This is a genomic window from Blautia sp. OF03-15BH (assembly GCF_003463065.1).
In the GTDB taxonomy this organism is placed as follows: Bacteria; Bacillota; Clostridia; order Lachnospirales; family Lachnospiraceae; genus Limivivens.
The window spans coordinates 453-17,053 of the sequence record NZ_QSCM01000009.1; the positions used below are offsets into that span (position 1 = coordinate 453).

The following is a 16,601-nucleotide window of genomic DNA, read 5'->3' on the forward strand; positions in this document are numbered from 1 at the left end:
CCTTTATCATTGCATTTGTATTCAAGCTGTTTTCTAAACAAAAAAAATCCTTGTTCCTGTACTGCTTTGGATAAATGTCTATTTTTCATCATTCCGCTGACATTCAGATCTTCTATACAAATAAATCTTGGCTTTCGATTTACGATCTCAGATATGGTCTGATTCAAATAGTTTTTACGGATGTTTGTTAATCTGTGATTTCGTTTTAATAAAAGTTTTTCCTTTTTGATTACATTATTTGTTTTACAGTAACTTTCTCCTTTCTTATTTTTCTCGTAAGAACGAGAGATACTACGCTGTAATCTACGTTTCTGTTTTTCTAGTTTCTTTACTTTCTGACTCTTATTGATGTTCTTATACTTAACGGCATCAGAGCAGACAGCTAAGTCTTTAATTCCTAAGTCTATGCCAACTCCATCATCATTAAGTGTTTCCTTGCAGTTAGGAAATTCTACACATACACTGATCCACCAGTTCCATCCATCAAAGGATATTCTCGGATTCATATATTTAACATCTGTTGGAATACGTCCATGTTCTGCAAGTCTTACCCAATTCTTTTTTTGCTTATTTGCTTTCCTGCTGGAAGAAAAACCTTCAAGCTTAACGTGGGTATTACTGAATTGTATCTTAACGTTGTCCTGATAGAACTTCGGCATTGATCTCTTTCTGGACTTGAATCTTGGGAATTTTTGCAAACCCTTGAAAAAGTTCTTATACGCAGTACAGGCATCTTTGATTGCCTGTTTGGTTACATTATTTGAAATATTTAATAACCATGCGTATTCATCAGAATGTCTAAGCTTTGTAAATTCTTTTCTGAGTTCTGAATCTGAAATGAATTTGCCACCTTTTTCGTAGCTTTCTTTTTCCCTGACCAAAGCCCAGTTATAAGCAAATCTTGAAGCTCCTGCGTACTGAAACATCTTAGTTTTCTGTACGTTGTTTGGTATCAACATTACTTTTATGGCTTTTACCATCTGTTTCCTCCTGTATCAATTCTCGGATAAGTTTCTTAGCTTTGTTCGCTCGTTTTCCTTGTAATTTGCAACTGAATACTGTGATTATTTGAACCAGATCTTCAACAAGTTCCTGCTGTTCAGATTTTTCAGTATTATCAATAATCTCAATCTCACAATTATAAAGTGAAGCGATATATTCTATCAACTCAAAACCAAATCGCAATAGCCTATCTTTATATAAAACAACAACCTTTTCAACCTGATTTTGAGAGATTCGTCTGATCAATTCCTGAAGCCCTTTTTTCTTATAATTAATCCCAGAACCGATATCACTTATTATCTCAAACGGCTGCCCTTTTGCTAGAAGATATGTCTTGACATGATCAATCTGTCGTTCCAAATCATCTTTTTGTTTATGGCTGGAAACGCGACAATATCCAATTGTAATGCGATTTTTAGGCTTTACATTTATTACTTGGTTGAGTTGCTCATCGGAATAATATCTATAGCCACTTACTGTAGTATGATGCGGATGAAGTTTTCCATTGGCATCCCAATTTCGTAATGTCTGAGCAGATACGCCTATAATTTTTGAAAATTCATGTATAGAATAATATTTACTCAAAGTATCAACTCCTTTCAATAATATTCTACTCTAATATCTTATAAAACTCAACACCGGCTTATATAATTTTATAATTTATATTTAACTGTTAACAACCTCCTATCTGTCACTCAAGTAAAAGCGATTCCCTTTTTCAATATTATAACACACAACGTCAAAACCTACATCTGCGACTGATCCACGGCAAATTTGTTCAGGCATCCAATGAAAAAATCGACGACAGGTGATTTTTTGGAATCCCTCCATAGTGCTATTTGTGTGATTTGATTCTGGGTAATCGGCTCAATGGGCAAGTCAGCATATTCCATCACAACCGGGGCGCAACGAAGAAGCACCATCCGTGCATTATAATGAGTTTTTTCCGATACAGCTGTATTCTCCGGTAAAAAAATTATGTCCAGTTTGTGTGTTTCCAGTTCTCTGCACAGTTCACTTTCTTCTCCGCTAAAAATATGGATAGAGACATCTGGATGCTGTTTTCCGTAAGTTTCGAGAACATCTGAGAGGCTACCTGCCATTAATGGGTTGGAAAAACCAATTCTCAAGCTGCTTTCGCTGTAAGTCAGAGCATGTTCCTGCTCATTCCAATTGCTTTCCAGAAAAGCATCCAGTTTTTTCATCAGAAAATACCCAAAAATAAATATAGCTGATGTACTTACAAGTAAAATAACATCCTGCATGAATTCACCCCCCAATTCCTTTGATTTTTCTTAAAATCAAGTATGAAAGCACTTTTGCAAATTTCTGTTACTTCCCAACACCAACATGGTATCTCCTGCTTTCAGCACTGTGTCTGAAGAAATAGATAACTCCAGCTTGCCGCTTTTCTTGATTCCCATAATGTTAATGTTGAATTTTTTACGAATATCGAGCTTTCCAATCGAATGGTCCGCCCAATCTTTTGGAACGGGAATCTCAAACATGGCATGATTTTCATCCAGTTCTATGTAATCGAGAATATGGTCCACACTGTAACGGATCGCTGTCCACTTTGCAAGCTGTTTTTCCGGGTAGACTACCTCATTTGCACCGTTACGCAGCAAAAATTTTTCCTGAACATCGGTTGCAGCTCTGGAAACTACAAACCTCGCTCCTAATTCACTGAGCAGAGAAGTTGTTTCCAACGAACTTTGAAAATTGTTGCCGATGGCCACAATGCATACATCATAATTTCGAACACCGAGAGATTCCAAGAAATCGGCATTCGTACTATCTCCAATCTGTGCGTTGGTAACAATGGGCAGAACAGCCTCTACACGTTCCTCCGAAGTATCTACCGCCATCACTTGATGGCCCAAATGATTCAAGTGCAGGGCAATATGCTTTCCAAATCGCCCCAGACCAATTAAAAGAATTGATTTCATAATGTCTCCTTTATCCTACTGTTATTTTTTCCTTTGGTAGTTTTGATACTTTCTTTTGCACACCGGATAAGGCCGCAAAAATCAATGTAAGGCCACCGACTCGTCCAAAAAACATCAGCAGAATCAAAACAACCCGTGAGAGCAGATTCAGTTCCGGAGTAATCCCCAGGGACAGGCCGACTGTGCCAACAGCCGAGGCTGTTTCAAAAAGGCAGGTAAGCATGGGAAGTCCTTCGGAAACGCTGATGATAAGGCCACCGGTACAACATAGCGTGATATACATAAGCGAAATTGTCGCTGCGTTTTTTACGACATCATCATCGATACGACGTCCAAAGAGGTTTGCATTTTCTCTACGCCGAAAGGTGGAAATTGCGGTAGTAAGCAAAACAGCAATGGTTGTTGTTTTCAAACCGCCTGCGGTAGACCCGGGGCTACCGCCGATCAGCATCAGCGCAATGGTGATAAATTGTCCTGCCTCACTTAAATCCGTTAATTCCACCGTATTAAAACCCGCCGTTCGTGGTGTCACGGCTTGAAAAAGAGAAGATAAAAGCCGTTCCTTTCGCGTGAGATCATCAAACTCAAAAAAATAAAAGTACATTGCCGGAGCGATCAATAAAACCGCTGTGGTACAAAGAATCACCTTGCTCTGCATCCGGTATTTGCGCAAATGCAATCGATTTGTCCGAATATCATCCCAAGTCAGAAAGCCGATGCCGCCAAACACAATTAAGAACATAATAGTAAAGTTTATGACTGGATTTGCTGCATAGCTGGTCAGGGAGGAAAAGGGAGTGCGCACACCCAATAGATCAAAGCCTGCGTTACAAAAAGCGGACACGGAATGAAACAGTGCCATCCAAAGTCCCTTTTTCCCGAAATCACGGCAAAACACCGGTGCCATCACGGCTGCACACAGCAGTTCCATCACCAATGTCACCCTGACGATAAAGCCAGTCAGGCGAACGATTCCTCCTACCTTTGGCGCTGAAATCGCCTCCTGCATGGTACTGCGCTGCATCAAAGAAATCTTCCGCCCGGAAATCATTGCAAAGGATGCGGCTACGGTAATAACCCCCATGCCTCCAATCTGAATCAGCAGTAAAATGACAAACTGGCCGAAGGCCGACCAGTATGTTGCCGTATCATGTATAATGAGTCCGGTTACACAGACTGCTGAAGTAGAAGTAAACAATGCCTCCGAGAAAGGCGTTGCCAATCCGCTGCGACTGGAAAACGGTAGCATTAAAAGGAAAGTACCAAAAAGAATCACCCCGGAAAAACCGAGGATGATAATTTGAAACGAAGTCAACTTCCTTTTTAACAACACTGCCCTCATAACTGCAATCCTCCTTTATACCCCTTTATGTGTCCTTAATCATAAATCAAAAGGAGTAAAGAAGGTAAAAGAGAATGCGTATCTGTATTAAGACCGTCTAAAGATGCAGGACTTATTCTTTTTATCACGAACTTGCGCCAGAAATTCAATCAGCCGTTTCCTTGTCAGAATCCTGCATAAGACATCACAATTTTTGCTATGTTCATTTATTCATCCAGGATACCATCCAGCATCAGATTGACTTCCAGCACATTGACGGTCTCTTCACCAAAGATGCCAAGGAATCGTCCGTCGGTGCATTTTCGGATGATCTTGCGTACTTCATCATCGGTCATATCATTCGCTTTTGCAACACGTGCTACCTGATACTCCGCTGCCGCCGGGGAAATATGGGGATCAAGCCCACTGCCGGAACAAGTAACAAGATCCACCGGAACAGCTGTTTCATCCATATCCGGGTCGGCAGCCCGGAGCTTTTCCACCCGCTCTGCCACGAGCTGTGCATACTCCTCGCTTGCCGGAGAGATGTTAGATGGGGCGGCATACATCAGCGCCTTTCCGTTTTCATCTGTATAGGTAGAAACATCGATATTCATAATGCGCCCCCACATATGGGACTCATCCGTATATTGCTGCCCCAGCAACTCACAGCCGTATTTTTTCCCATCTACTTCAATGATACTTCCATTGGCATTATCCGAGAAAATAAGCTGAGCAATTCCTGTGACAACACCCGTATAGATCACGCCGCACAGCAGAGTAAAGATTAAAAAGATCATACCTGCCTTTGGTAATACACTTTTTATTGTTTTCATGATATATCCTCTCCTTATACCAGGCCGGTGAACACCAGCAGAACATCAATCAGTTTCACAAAGATAAAGGGAGCCGCCAGACCGCCCAGACCATAAACAAGCAGGTTCCGTGACAGCAGCTTTCCGGCAGCAACTTCACGATATTTCACACCTTTCAGTGCCAATGGAATAAGCGCAATAATGATGAGTGCATTATAAATAATCGCAGAGAGGACAGCACTTTGCGGGGAATGCAGCCCCATAATATTCAGAGCAGACAGTCCCGGATAAAGTCCCATAAACAGTGCCGGAATAATGGCAAAGTATTTTGCCACATCGTTGGCAATGGAGAAGGTAGTCAGGCTGCCTCGTGTCATCAAAAGCTGTTTGCCGATGCGCACAATGTCGATCAGTTTTGTGGGTGAAGAGTCCAAATCCACCATGTTACCTGCTTCTTTTGCTGCTTGTGTGCCGCTGTTCATTGTAACTGCAACATCTGCTTGTGCCAAAGCCGGAGCGTCGTTGGTGCCGTCGCCTGTCATGGCGACCAAATGACCCTTGGCCTGAAAATCACGAATCATTGCCAGCTTTCCTTCCGGCGTTGCTTCCGCAAGGAAGTCATCCACACCGGCCTCGGCAGCAATGGCCGCAGCAGTAATCGGATTGTCACCGGTGATCATAATGGTCTTGATGCCCATTTTCCGCAGATCTGAGAATTTCTCCTTCACACCCTGCTTGATAATATCCTTCAAATAGATAACGCCGAGAATCTTGTGGTTCTTAGCCACAACCAGAGGTGTGCCACCCTTGGACGCAATAGACTTGACAACTCGATCACAGTCTGGAGAATACATTCCGCCTGCATGGGTCACATAACTCTGCATGGCATCTGCTGCGCCTTTTCGGATTTCGTTGCCGTCAAAGTCGACGCCGCTCATACGAGTCACGGCAGTAAATGGGACAAAGTGCATATTCTTGTCCTGAAGGCTTCTGCCACGAATTCCAAACTGCTCCTTTGCCAGCACAACAACGCTTCTGCCCTCGGGGGTTTCATCGGCCAGAGAAGAAAACTGAGCGGCGTCCGCCAGTTCCTGAATATCAACACCATCTACCGGAATGAACTCCGATGCCTGTCGATTGCCCAGGGTGATTGTTCCGGTTTTGTCAAGCATCAGAATGTCTACATCACCGGCGGCTTCAATGGCACGTCCACTCATGGCCAGAACATTTGCCTGGTTCAGTCTGGACATACCGGCAATACCGATGGCAGAAAGCAAGGCACCAATGGTAGTAGGAGCAAGGCATACCAGCAGCGCTACCAAAGTTGTTACAGAGGTTGGATTCTCAATTCCCGCCAGCTTTGCAGAAAAAATGGAATAAGTGTAGAGGGAGACTGTCACCAAGATAAAGATAATGGACAAGGCTACCAGAAAAATCTGCAAAGCAATTTCGTTGGGCGTCTTCTTCCGGGCAGCACCTTCTACCATCGCAATCATCTTGTCCAGAAAGCTTTCTCCGGCTTCGTTGGTCACTCTGACAACAATCCAGTCCGACAGTACAGTGGTGCCGCCGGTTACAGCGCTGCGGTCGCCGCCTGCCTCACGAATTACAGGAGCGGATTCGCCGGTGATGGCGCTTTCATCCACAGATGCCGCACCTTCTATGACTTCGCCGTCTGCCGGAATCTGCTCTCCTGCTTTGACAATCACCAGTTCCCCTTTTTTCAGTAGGGCGGATGGAACCACAGTCACGCTGTCCTTCTGCGATACGGAGGGAATTTTATGTGCGTCCACATCCTTTCGGGATGCCCGGAGAGAATCTGCCTGTGCTTTACCACGACCTTCTGCAATGGCCTCGGCAAAGTTGGCAAATAGCACGGTAAACCAAAGAATAATGGCAATCGCCAGTGTATATCCGCTTGGAGCGTCTTTTAACCCGAACAGGGATACCACCCAAAGGATACTGGTCAAGATTGCAGACACAAAAACCAGAAACATGACCGGGTTTTTTGCCTGTGTTTTCGGACTTAATTTCGCAAAAGAATCTTTCATTGCCCTGCCGAGCATTTTCCGGTCGGCAAAAGCACTTTTCTGTTTTGTACGCATATCTGTAAACCTCCTTTATGCAATGCTGCCAAAGAACTCAGCAAGTGGACCAAGGGCAAGCGCCGGGAAGAAGCTCAGTGCACCGATCAGCAATACCACAACAATCAGCAGGAAAACAAACATTCCATTTGTGGTAGACAAGGTGCCCGCAGTCGTGGCAATTTTCTTTTTCCCAGCCAGGCTGCCTGCAATTGCAAGTGTGCCGATGATGGGCAGGAACCGGGCAAAGAGCATCACCAATCCCAGGCTTACATTCAGAAATACGGTATTCGCATTGAAACCGGCAAAGGCAGAGCCGTTATTGCCGCCACAGGATGAGTAGGCATACAGCATTTCAGAGAAACCGTGGGCACCGCCGTTATGCAGGCTATCCATGACAGAGGGTACTACAGCGGCAAGGCCGCTGCCGACCAGAATTGCAATGGGTGTTGCAAGGCAAACCAGTACCGACCATTTCATCTCATAAGGCTCAATTTTCTTTCCAAGGAATTCCGGAGTGCGGCCTACCATCAGGCCAGCAATAAACACCGCCAGAATGGCAAAAGCAAGCATACCGTAAAGACCGCAGCCCACGCCGCCGAAAATAACCTCGCCGAGCTGCATCAGCAGCATAGTCACCATACCGGCAAGCGGCGTGTAGCTGTCATGCATGGAATTTACAGAGCCGTTAGAAGCTGCTGTGGTGAAGGCTGCCCAGGTAGAGGACGCTGCAATGCCGAAGCGAGTCTCCTTGCCCTCCATATTGCCGCCTGCCTGTTCTGCCATTGACATATTGACTGCGCCGTTTTGTGCAAGCTGGGATGTTCCAACCTGTTCAGTAACGGCGATGCAGCTCAAGGCAACAACCAGACAGAGAAACATTGCCATAAAGATTGCAATACCCTGCCTCTTGTTCTTTACCGCAGAACCGAATGTGAAACACAGTGCCGCCGGAATCAGCAGAATGGAAATCATTTCGATCAGATTGGTAAAGGCATTGGAATTTTCCAAAGGATGTGCGGAGTTGACGCCCATATAACCGCCGCCGTTGGTGCCGGTCTGTTTGATTGCGACCTGGCTGGCCGCAGGACCCATCGGTACGAACTGCTCGGTGACGATCTGTGCATTCGAAACGATTTCGCCATCTACAGTGACGGTTTCGGTGTCTAAGTCAATTACCGCATCCTCAAGGATTTCGCCTTCTGCACTGACGGCAATCGGTTCTACAAGGGATACTGTTTCTGCACTTTTCAGGTTCTGAATCACGCCGCCGCCTACCAGCAGCAGAGAAATGACCAGATTCAGCGGGAGTAGGATGTGAACCACAATGCGGGTCAAGTCCACCCAAAAGCTTCCCAACCCGGAGGATTTCACCTTGATAAAGCCACGGGTCAACGCAAATAGAACGGCGATACCTGTGGCTGCGGAAACAAAGTTCTGAACAGTCAGACCTAAAGCCTGAGTGAGATAACTCAATGTGGATTCACCGGAATATGCCTGCCAGTTTGTATTGGTAATGAAACTTGCAGAAGTGTTAAATGCCAAATCCCATTTCACACCGGAAAGATTCTGCGGGTTTCCGGGAAGAACTCCCTGCAGAAGTTGAAGCAGGAACAGAAAAACAAGCCCGATACCGGAAAAAATCATTACACTTACCGCATATTTTTTCCATGTCATCTGTTCTTCTCTGTCTACACGCATAACCTTGTAAATCAGGTTTTCGCACGGTGTCAGAACTTTGGACAAAAAAGTTTTCTCGCCGCTCATGACGTTTTTTATGTATGCGCCCAGCGGAATTGCCAAAACAACCAGAATGGCAAGGTATAAAACATACTGAATCATGGTGCTCATGCCTGATCATCTCCCTTCATTAAAATATAGACATACCACAGCAGCATTGCTGCCGCACATACACCTATGAGTGCAATTAGCATTTGCATAAGATTTATCCTCCTTTTTTGCTGTCCCCAATATCATAAAACCTTTCCTCTAAAAATGGCATTAGTCATCTTTTGTGCGTTTAAAGATGAAATAAAAATTACAACCAACCCAAAAGCCATGCCATAGGAAAGGTGATAACGATCGTACTGATACAGACACACGCCAAAACCAGTAAGGGCATTCCAACAAAGATGGAGATGAAGCCAAGTAGCGGATGATGCCAAATAAAGCGCTCCGCTTTTGCGTCAAATCTCTGTTCAAATCTTCTCGCCGCATTTGTAATGCTCATAATTGTTCACCTCATTTCTTTCTTGCAAGGCCATAATACCGCTTAAAGTATTAAGTGGGGAAAAGGGTCCTGCAATCGAAACTAAGATTGTATAAGTTTTTATAAAAAAAGAGACAGCCCCGGAGGTGAGGACTGACTCAGCCATATTATGATTCTATACAGCAAACTCTTGTTTTTGATGTAGGAATGAATGTAATTCTATAATGTAGCGCTTATCATTGTTTTAAAATCGGTATAATCATACCTCTGTACAAGCATGATAAGGTTATTCCTTTGCAAGAATCGGAACGATACAATATTGTTGAGGTGAACGATTATACCGATTGACGATTTAACCGCTTTGGGCCAAATAATGCGGAAGGCCCGAAAGGAAAAGGACCTGACACAGCAGGAACTTTCAGACCTAAGCCATGTTTCTGTAAAGCAAATCGCCAATATCGAAAAGGGAAAAATGAATCCTTCTTATTGGATTTTAAGAGCATTGGCAAAGGTCCTGCACATCTCTTTAGATACGCTTATAAATCCAGATATTTCTCTGGAAGATGAAGGTGTCAATCAGATAAAAATGCTTTATTCCAGCTGTCCGCCAGAAATGCGTGACACCCTGCTGCATCACACCCAGGAAACGGTGAAAGAACTGACAGAGTTGTCCGAGAAATTTGAAACGAATTAAGCCAGTGAGTGAAATTTAACGATTCTCTCACTGGTTCTTTTCAATTTCGGAGAAAAGGGGTATGTGCTTTCTTCCCTAAGAGAACTGCCCGCAAATCTTCCAATCCATATTCTTCGCCCAAACTGTCCATGCGGGCGGCTTTCTCCCAACCAGAGAGCTTCAGTCGATACGATTTTCCGCGCTTTGAGACTTCACAACCATACTCTTGCAACAGCTTCAGCAGTTCTTCAAAGTCAGCAGGACTTTGTGATAATGCGTTGTCAATCGCTACACGAAGCAGCTCTCGGTGAGAGGGCTTTGCCTGATCGCCCAGCCATTTGTTATAGCTCTTTCCGTGAGGTTTCGGATTCTCTACAATGGACAGTCCATTCTCAATACAGATGGTGTCACTTAGCCGACGAACCGCCTTGGTGCTGCCCCAAAAGTTTCGGAATTTCCGGTCATATTCTAAGCTGACCAATGGCCAGATAATGTGATTATGAATGTGCGACTTGTCTATGTGAGTGCAGACTACAAAGGCATGATTGCCTTTAGTAAAACGCTTTGCAAATTCTACGCCCAGCCGGTTTGCTTCTTCCGGGGTAATCTCACCGGGGCGGAAGGACTGGCGCACATGATAGGCAATCACATCATCCGCGCCACGCACTCGTCCGGTAGCGGCAATGTACTGCCGCTTTGCCAGAAGGATTTCCGCATCCGCAGTCCGGCTGTCACACATATAGCCGGTAATGAGCCTGCCGTTATCTGTTTTCTTTGGATTGGCCACATAGTCGATGATGTCACTGATCGCCCGGCTCTCTGTGCGGCCCTTGCCGACATGAAGCGGCATGATTCTTGTAGTTGCCATAATGCTTCCTCCTCTCCAAACACAAAAGCTGCCACCCAACGAATTTTTATCGTCGAAGTAACAGCTTTCTGTCATTATACACACCTTTGTAATGGTGCTTTTATGTTCTTTTACTATTCAAAAATTCAACCAGCTCATAGACTGTCGTTACCGGATTACTGTCTCGGCAGATCACAGCAACCTGATCTCTGGTTAATCTCTCCACTCGTTCTTTTGCGTACTGAATAGCTTCTGGCTGGTGTTCCTGCAATTCTTCAAAAACATCCACACTTTTTCCGTAATTTTCCAAATATCCTTTGTTTTTCAAGATGTCAATTACCGTAGCGGAATCTTTCAAATATCCATTCCGTTTTTCAAAATGGAGCAGATACCAATATTCAAATGCCGGATTGGAATATGCGATTTTGTACCCATGCTTCTCCGAATAGGAAATTGCAGCTTGAAGCTCAGAGTCTTTATTATCATCACAGTCAAATACACACCAAAGCTGAGCTCCGTCTTTCGGATAATAATCTGCTTGGGAGATCAGAGATTTTGCGTGTTTCACCAAATGTTCCGCCGCTTAACTTTGTTCGGATCGTACTCTTTTCGCATCTTGTTCATCAGGCGTCACCTCCGATAAAAGGGATTGCGCCAAACCGTCCCTGAAGATAACCCTTACGCACATTTTCTCCTTTTCTTGGAGAGAAAGATGCCAACGAGTAAAGCTCTGTTGCACAAGTCTCATCGTTTTTTTCAGCAAACCAAATCTGATCTCTACGGAAGAAATTCAGGTCGAGCAGCATTTCGTCATGTGTTGTAAAAATCAGCTGCGCTCCCTGAGAGTGCCAAATCACCCTCAAAAATACCCCCGAAATTGCTCTCCGTTTAGGTATAAGAAAACCCCGGAAAACCTTGGCTTAACAGTGATAAGGAAGTAATTCTTATTTTTACTGTTGGCTGACAGATTCGGGTGTGCAGGGCAACCGTAAGGCTGCAAAAGCTGTCTGTTTCCAACAGAAACAGACAGCTTTTAATTTGCGTTGAAAGCATCTCGCTGTTTTCTCTCGAGCGGGGCGGTCTTCCCACGGACCGCCCCGCGAAACCGTTACGGCTCGATGATGTTGAAGGGGTTGGCTCCGGTGATCGGGAACTGGTTCATATTCTCCATCATCAGCGTCAGCAGCTCTGCGCTGCCCTTGACCTTGACGGCCTGTGTAACCGTTTCCTGATTGTTGGTCAGGATCGCAAACAGCGCATTCTTCGGGCAGGTAATAGACACGTCCGCATCATCAGACAATGTATCCGCATAGACCAGCAGCACACCATTCTTCACGCGGAGCATGTGCTGTTCGCCCACGTCAGGCAGGATCACGTTCATGGTGAAGTCGCGGTCAGCCAGCGCCTGCTTGTCCATGACAATGGCCATATAGTCAAACAGCATGGGCGCGGAGAGGGCCTTGACCATGTCGCCGGTAGATTTGGTGGAAGCGGTGAAATTGGCGTTTCCATGGCGCAGCTCCTGCGCGGCGGTCAGATATTCGTTGCGCCACGGACCGGACTCCGCCTGATACCCCAGCTGCTCCAGTGCATCGGCGCACAGAAGCCGTGCATCGGTGTTCGTCGGGTCGGCAAAGACGATGGTATTTGTGACCTCGGCGACCCACTGATATTCACCCTTGTCAAAATCCGCCTTTGCCATTTGCAGGACATTATCAACATCCCCCAGGTACTCCACCCATTTTTTTGCGCTGTCGCTTGGCATGAGGTGGTTCAGGTTGACAGGGTTGCTGTCATACCAGCCCATGAACTTCTGGTAGACCGCCTTGGCGTTGTGGGCGACCGTCCCGTAGTACTGGCGGGTGTACCAGATTTTATTGAGCGCCTCCGGCAGCTCGATCATGTTGGAGATCTCGTCGCTGGTGTAGCCCTGATTGATATAGGTCAGAGTCTGGTCGTTGATGAACTTATACACGGCAGCCGTGTTGACCATGTAGTCGTTCACCACGTTGTTTCCCCAGTGCGGCCAGTTGTGGGACTGGAAGGTGACCTCCGCGTCCTTGCCGTAAAGGGAAATGGCCTCGGTGATATAGCTTGCCCATGCCGCGCCGTCGCGCACCTCCGCGCCGCGCAGCGTGTAGAGATTGTGGAGCGTGCCGGTGCAGTTTTCCGCCATCCACAGCGCCTTGTACTGGGGCAGCCACGTGTTCATTTCGGCGGGCGCTTCCGTACCCGGCGTGAGCTGGAACTCCAGCTCCACACCGTCGATCGTCAGCTTTTCGCCAGACTGCGTGATTTCATAGCTGGGCGTCATGAACGAGACCGTTCCGGTGGACTGTCCCATGCCGATGCCCTGCGCCAGCTTGCCGGTCACGCCGGGGGTCAGAAGGATGCCATACTGATAATTGCTGCGGCGGCCCATACCCTTACCGGCGTAGACATTTTCCTTCACGGAGTGCTCCGTGAAGCCCACAGGCGTGATCACGGGGATCTTGCCGCTGGCGAGCTGATCTTCAATAGAAAGTGTCTCGTCTGCCTTATCCTCTTTCGCCATCACGCCGGCGATGCCGCCAAAATGGTCGACGTGGGAATGAGAGATGATGACGGCCTTGACCGGGAATTTACCAAGATTCTTTTCGATCAGCTGCATGGCAGCCTGACTGCACTCCACGCTCATCAGCGTATCAAAGACGATCCAGCCGGTATCGCCCTTGACAACGGTGAGGTTTGCCATGTCATAGCCGCGGACCTGATAGATGCCATCCGTCACTTCAAAAAGGCCATAAGCGTGGTTGTTCTTCGTGTTCTCCCAGAGACTTGGATTTACGCTGTCAGGCGCTTTTTCGTAATCGTCCAGGAACGCATAGGCTTCCTGACTCCAGAGGATCTTCCCATCCTCGTCCTTTAGTTCCAGTGTTTCCGGCGCTTCGATCAGTCCATGGGTGGCGAATTCATATTCCTGCTTATCATCGAAGTCAAGTTCATCGTAGATGGCGGCATTTGCCTTTGCCGTAAAGTCTGTGGCGGGCTTGACATCGGCAGTCAGACCCAGGTCTGCCTTTTCCGCGCCCGGCTCTTTGCGCCCATCCTGCGCACAGCCGACGCAGGACAGCAATAGTACCGATGTAAGAAGCATTGCTGCAATACGTTTCATAGCCATTCTTTTCCATCTCCTTATTGTTCGCGGATAACAGGTGGCTGCCAGCTATCCAGTGCTGTCATATCCGGTACATAGATCCGCATGAACAGATGAAATTCCCCATCGGAAACAGGCAGCCAGTTAGAGGTGTCTTTCGGTGCATCCTTGGACAGGATAATATCCAATGTGCCGTCCGCATTCAGCTTGAAGTCGGAGCGGTCGTTGATGCAGTAGCGGTCGATGGAATTGTCAATGAGGAAATCATCCTCTCCGTAGGCGGTCACGGACCAGAAGCCGCCCTCCAGCGTGGGAGGAAGGGTTTCAAAGTGGAGTGTATACTTCTTTTCTCCGGTCAGCGCTGCGCCGGTCTCATCCACCGCTGTCTTGGGATAGATTGCCACGTCCACGGTGTTGGCGCCAAGCCCCACCAGCGCTACCATCGCGCGGTAGGTATACTCCGTGCCGAAGTCGCCGATGGGCTTGCCGTAATAGATCCACTGACCGAGTTTTTGCGCATACTTCGCGCCGTCGGCGGCAAGCGTGGCGCGAAGCCCCTGAAGCATCTGCGTCCAGCGCTCGGCAGCTCCTTCGCCCAGGAGGGCGGCGTCGAAGGTCTTACCCGCGCCCACGTTGATGGCGGAGAGTTTCTTCAGCAGTTCCTCATCCGCATCGGCGGGCGGGTTGACCTGCATCAGAGCGTTCGCCGTATTGAAAAACTCTGCTGGCGTCATGGAAAGCACCTTGTTCACGGGAACAAAGTCATTTTCCTCTTTATAAGCTCCCTGCGGTGCGGTATACTCGCCTCCTTGTACATAAGCCGAAAGAGGCAGGAGCTGCATCTGCTCCTGAATGGCATAGACATTGGGCAGATCCTCGTTCCCAGACAGCACCGTGCGGGTGATCGACCACATCGTTGCGGTGGGCACGTCCACGCGCGTCACACCGTCGGGCAGCTCGCCCTCCCAGCCGGGAAGCGCAATGACATAAGCACCCGCCTTGTCCAGCACGGCGGCGGTGTTCGTCCACGCATCCAGAAGCTGTACATTGCAGAAGCGATCCGTTTCCGGCAGGACGTAGACCATAGGCTCTGTGCTGATGTCAAGCCATGCCTGCGAATAGACGGTATCGACGTTCGGCGTCACGACGGTGCGGAAAGAGGCGTCCGCCAGCTTTTTTGCATGGTTGAACTGATTGATGGGCGCACGGCCAGTCATGGTCCCGTCCGTATTGGTCGATAATGTTTTGGTTGCGTCGGTCAGCACCAGCGGGAACGCATAGATGTATGCCTCGCTGACCGTTTCCCACACGGTTTCAGTATCCAATGTATCCGGCTGCGTTTTTTCGGCAGAGCAGGCGGAAAGAAGCCCGCAGGAAAGCGTCGTAAGCAGCGATAGTAGAATTGCAAGTATCTTTTTCATGTTGTCCTCCTATGATTCTTTTCTGTTTTGGTCATCTCCTCGGAACGGTTTGTGCGTATGGATTAACTATGAAGTCGTTTGTGATTTTCTCTTTATAGTAAACTATCGATTATTCCGCCCCTTTCTTTCTGCAAGCCTTGAAAGCTCTTTTTTGACCGCTTCGATTTGTGGGTCAAACAGCGCTCGCTCGGCAAAGATCATATAATTGTTGATGGCGAGGATCGACAGATGAACGAACGGCGCAACCTCTTCGTCGGTGCAGCCGAGGATCTCCGCAATCCTACCCGTGTAATAAGGGTATCTTGCCGCAAGCCGCACAAGTGAAGGTTTTACCTTTTCTCCGTATTCGCGCGACACACATACGCCGACCAGAAAGCGCATGGTAGGCGACATTTTATCCGCCAGCTCACCGAGATGATCCATCATGCTTTGGATGTCACTAATATCTTCAAACACGATGCCAAACGCAGCTTTTTCAATTCGACTGATCGCTTCCTCGGCACAGGCAAGAACGATTTCCTCTTTGGTGGAGAAGTAATAGTAGATGCCGCCGTTTTGCAGCTTTGCCGCCTTACAGAGATCCTTTGTGGTGGTAACGGTCAGCCCTTTTTCGACAAAGCAGCCAAGGCAGACGCCTACAAGCTCCTGTCTCTTTTCAGCTTTCTTTTCTTCCCGCAAAACACAATCCCCCCATTTCTGTGCATTATCCAGTTTTTCTCGTAATAAGATATCAGACTTTACAAAATAAATCAAGCGATTGCTTGAATAAGAGTTATAGATTTTTAGGATCACAATGCCTGATCAAACATCACAACAGCCTTTTTCAGCAGCCGCACCTTCGGCAAGCTCTGGATGTACCGAATCGCCGTCCTTGCAAAGATATTGGACTTTATCGTGTCCCACTCCGCCAGCCAGACGATCTCCGCTGTGCCGGTTGCAAAGTCAAATCTGATCTCTCCCCATTCGCCGCCGCTGTCTACCTGATATAGGTAGACAGCGGCGGCTATTTTTTGTTCCTTTTGCGGCATTCGGTCTGCTTCAGCGTCACGGTATGGACAAGCCTGCTTTCAAGCAGCTTCATGCGCAGCTTGTCAAGCGTCCGCCGGTAGAATCGCTCCGCGCCACTTGCGGTTGTACCCTCGAA

At 47.2% G+C, this 16,601-nt stretch carries 16 protein-coding genes and 1 pseudogene; 1 reads left to right on the top strand and 16 read right to left on the bottom strand.

The features are described 5' to 3' along the window. The 9 genes from DXA57_RS10590 to DXA57_RS10630 form a co-directional block, all read right to left on the bottom strand. Positions 1-980, bottom strand: a 980-nt coding sequence (locus DXA57_RS10590) for an RNA-guided endonuclease InsQ/TnpB family protein (RefSeq protein ID WP_147345686.1), incomplete at its 3' end; no start/stop codon positions are given. After that, positions 928-1,587, bottom strand: coding sequence for an IS607 family transposase (locus DXA57_RS10595; protein ID WP_117767345.1), 660 nt, complete (start codon positions 1,585-1,587; stop codon positions 928-930). The genes DXA57_RS10595 and DXA57_RS10590, both read right to left, overlap by 53 nt. A gap of 161 nt (positions 1,588-1,748) precedes the next feature. Next, the gene (locus DXA57_RS10600; RefSeq protein WP_117767347.1) at positions 1,749-2,267 is read right to left on the bottom strand and encodes a LysR substrate-binding domain-containing protein; all 519 of its coding nucleotides are present in this window, start codon (positions 2,265-2,267) and stop codon (positions 1,749-1,751) included. Between the two features lie 36 nt (positions 2,268-2,303). Further along, the gene (locus DXA57_RS10605) at positions 2,304-2,951 is read right to left on the bottom strand and encodes a potassium channel family protein (RefSeq protein WP_117767349.1); all 648 of its coding nucleotides are present in this window, start codon (positions 2,949-2,951) and stop codon (positions 2,304-2,306) included. 10 nt (positions 2,952-2,961) lie between these two features. Further along, positions 2,962-4,293, bottom strand: coding sequence for a TrkH family potassium uptake protein (locus DXA57_RS10610; protein ID WP_117767351.1), 1,332 nt, complete (start codon positions 4,291-4,293; stop codon positions 2,962-2,964). 206 nt (positions 4,294-4,499) lie between these two features. Further along, positions 4,500-5,108 carry a potassium-transporting ATPase subunit KdpC gene (gene kdpC, locus DXA57_RS10615; RefSeq protein WP_117767353.1) on the bottom strand — a complete coding sequence of 203 codons (609 nt, stop codon included), beginning with the start codon at positions 5,106-5,108 and terminating at the stop codon, positions 4,500-4,502. Positions 5,109-5,122: 14 nt separating this feature from the next. Beyond that, complete coding sequence (kdpB, locus tag DXA57_RS10620; protein ID WP_117767355.1) at positions 5,123-7,192, bottom strand: potassium-transporting ATPase subunit KdpB; 2,070 nt, start codon at positions 7,190-7,192, stop codon at positions 5,123-5,125. A gap of 15 nt (positions 7,193-7,207) precedes the next feature. After that, the gene (kdpA, locus tag DXA57_RS10625) at positions 7,208-9,022 is read right to left on the bottom strand and encodes a potassium-transporting ATPase subunit KdpA (protein WP_117767357.1); all 1,815 of its coding nucleotides are present in this window, start codon (positions 9,020-9,022) and stop codon (positions 7,208-7,210) included. Positions 9,023-9,209: 187 nt separating this feature from the next. Then, positions 9,210-9,401, bottom strand: coding sequence for a hypothetical protein (locus DXA57_RS10630; protein ID WP_117767359.1), 192 nt, complete (start codon positions 9,399-9,401; stop codon positions 9,210-9,212). A gap of 316 nt (positions 9,402-9,717) precedes the next feature. Here DXA57_RS10630 and DXA57_RS10635 point away from each other — a divergent pair, with 316 nt between their 5' ends. Continuing rightward, on the top strand, positions 9,718-10,074 hold the full coding sequence (locus DXA57_RS10635) for a helix-turn-helix domain-containing protein (RefSeq protein WP_117767361.1): 357 nt from the start codon (positions 9,718-9,720) through the stop codon (positions 10,072-10,074). Positions 10,075-10,129: 55 nt separating this feature from the next. Here the strand turns inward: DXA57_RS10635 and DXA57_RS10640 are convergent. The 7 genes and pseudogenes from DXA57_RS10640 to DXA57_RS10670 all read right to left on the bottom strand — a co-directional run. Next, positions 10,130-10,921, bottom strand: a pseudogene (locus tag DXA57_RS10640) (relaxase/mobilization nuclease domain-containing protein); the annotation flags it as partial. A gap of 100 nt (positions 10,922-11,021) precedes the next feature. Then, positions 11,022-11,468, bottom strand: coding sequence for an RloB family protein (locus DXA57_RS10645; protein WP_243005771.1), 447 nt, complete (start codon positions 11,466-11,468; stop codon positions 11,022-11,024). 55 nt (positions 11,469-11,523) lie between these two features. Then, positions 11,524-11,763 carry an AAA family ATPase gene (locus tag DXA57_RS10650; protein WP_330423249.1) on the bottom strand — a complete coding sequence of 80 codons (240 nt, stop codon included), beginning with the start codon at positions 11,761-11,763 and terminating at the stop codon, positions 11,524-11,526. A gap of 245 nt (positions 11,764-12,008) precedes the next feature. Continuing rightward, on the bottom strand, positions 12,009-14,060 hold the full coding sequence (locus tag DXA57_RS10655) for an alkyl/aryl-sulfatase (protein WP_117767363.1): 2,052 nt from the start codon (positions 14,058-14,060) through the stop codon (positions 12,009-12,011). 14 nt (positions 14,061-14,074) lie between these two features. Further along, positions 14,075-15,457 (bottom strand): DUF1254 domain-containing protein, encoded by a 1,383-nt coding sequence (locus DXA57_RS10660; protein WP_117767364.1) that lies wholly within the window; start codon positions 15,455-15,457, stop codon positions 14,075-14,077. Between the two features lie 102 nt (positions 15,458-15,559). Next, positions 15,560-16,135 (bottom strand): TetR/AcrR family transcriptional regulator, encoded by a 576-nt coding sequence (locus tag DXA57_RS10665; RefSeq protein ID WP_158571302.1) that lies wholly within the window; start codon positions 16,133-16,135, stop codon positions 15,560-15,562. 110 nt (positions 16,136-16,245) lie between these two features. Then, a complete protein-coding gene (locus DXA57_RS10670; RefSeq protein ID WP_117767366.1) occupies positions 16,246-16,485 on the bottom strand; it encodes a hypothetical protein in 240 nt (79 codons plus the stop codon). Positions 16,486-16,601: the final 116 nt, after the last annotated feature.